Genomic DNA, 881 nt, shown 5'->3' with positions numbered 1-881 from the left:
GACGGCGCTTACGCGCCGAGAGCTGTGCGGTCACGGCTTTGGTTTAAGGCTCCAGCCGGGTGCGGTCCCGGGGGAACAGACAGGCTTTGCGCACGTTGTCCAGACCGCACAGCTGCATGGTGAGCCGCTCCAGGCCGATGCCCAGACCGCCGTGGGGGGGCATGCCGTGCTTGTGGATCATCAGGTAGCTCTCAAACTCCGCCGGGTCCATGCCCCGGGCCTCCATCTTGGCCACCTGCTGCGCGTAGTCGTGGACCCGCTGGCCGCCGGTGGTCACCTCCAGCCCCCGGAAGAGCAGGTCGAAGGACAGGGTGAACTTGGGGTCCTCCGGGTCGTCCATGGCGTAGAAGGGCCGCTTTTTGCTGGGATAGTGGGTGACGAATACAAAGTCGCTGCCCCACTCCTCCTTGGCGTAGTGGCCGATAGCGTGCTCCTCCTCGGGCTCCAGGTCGTAGGGGTCCCGGATCTGGTAGCCGTACTTTTCCGCCGCCAGCCGCTTGATCTCGTCGAACCGGACGGCGGGGATCTGGTCCACCTGAGGCAGCTCCACCCCCAGCAGGGCCAGCTCGGCGGCGTACTGGGTGTTCAGCAGCTCCATGGCACAGCGGAGGAAGCCCTGCTCCATCTCCATGATCTCGGTAAAGGACTGGATATAGCCCATCTCAAAGTCCAGGGAGGTGTACTCATTCAGGTGACGCTGGGTAGCGTGCTTTTCCGCCCGGAATACCGGGGCCACCTCGTACACCCGCTCAAAGACCCCCACCATGGTCTGCTTGTAGAACTGGGGGGACTGAGCCAGGAAGGCCTTTTTGCCAAAGTAGTCCAGCCGGAAGATGTTGGCGCCACCCTCGGCCCCGGCGTGGACCACCTTGGGGGTGTGG

At 64.2% G+C, this 881-nt stretch carries 1 protein-coding gene; it reads right to left on the bottom strand.

Annotated features, from left to right (window positions below; genetic code table 11):
* Window positions 1-43 precede the first annotated feature (43 nt).
* A partial coding sequence (gene aspS / locus H6B51_RS17195; RefSeq protein ID WP_204884809.1) for an aspartate--tRNA(Asn) ligase occupies window positions 44-881 on the bottom strand: 838 nt, incomplete at its 5' end.

It is taken from the genome of Pseudoflavonifractor phocaeensis, assembly GCF_016901955.1.
Classification (GTDB): domain Bacteria; phylum Bacillota; class Clostridia; order Oscillospirales; family Oscillospiraceae; genus Flavonifractor; species Flavonifractor phocaeensis_A.
The sequence above is the reverse complement of the archived record's forward strand: the minus strand, read 5'-3'. Positions and strand labels throughout refer to the sequence as shown.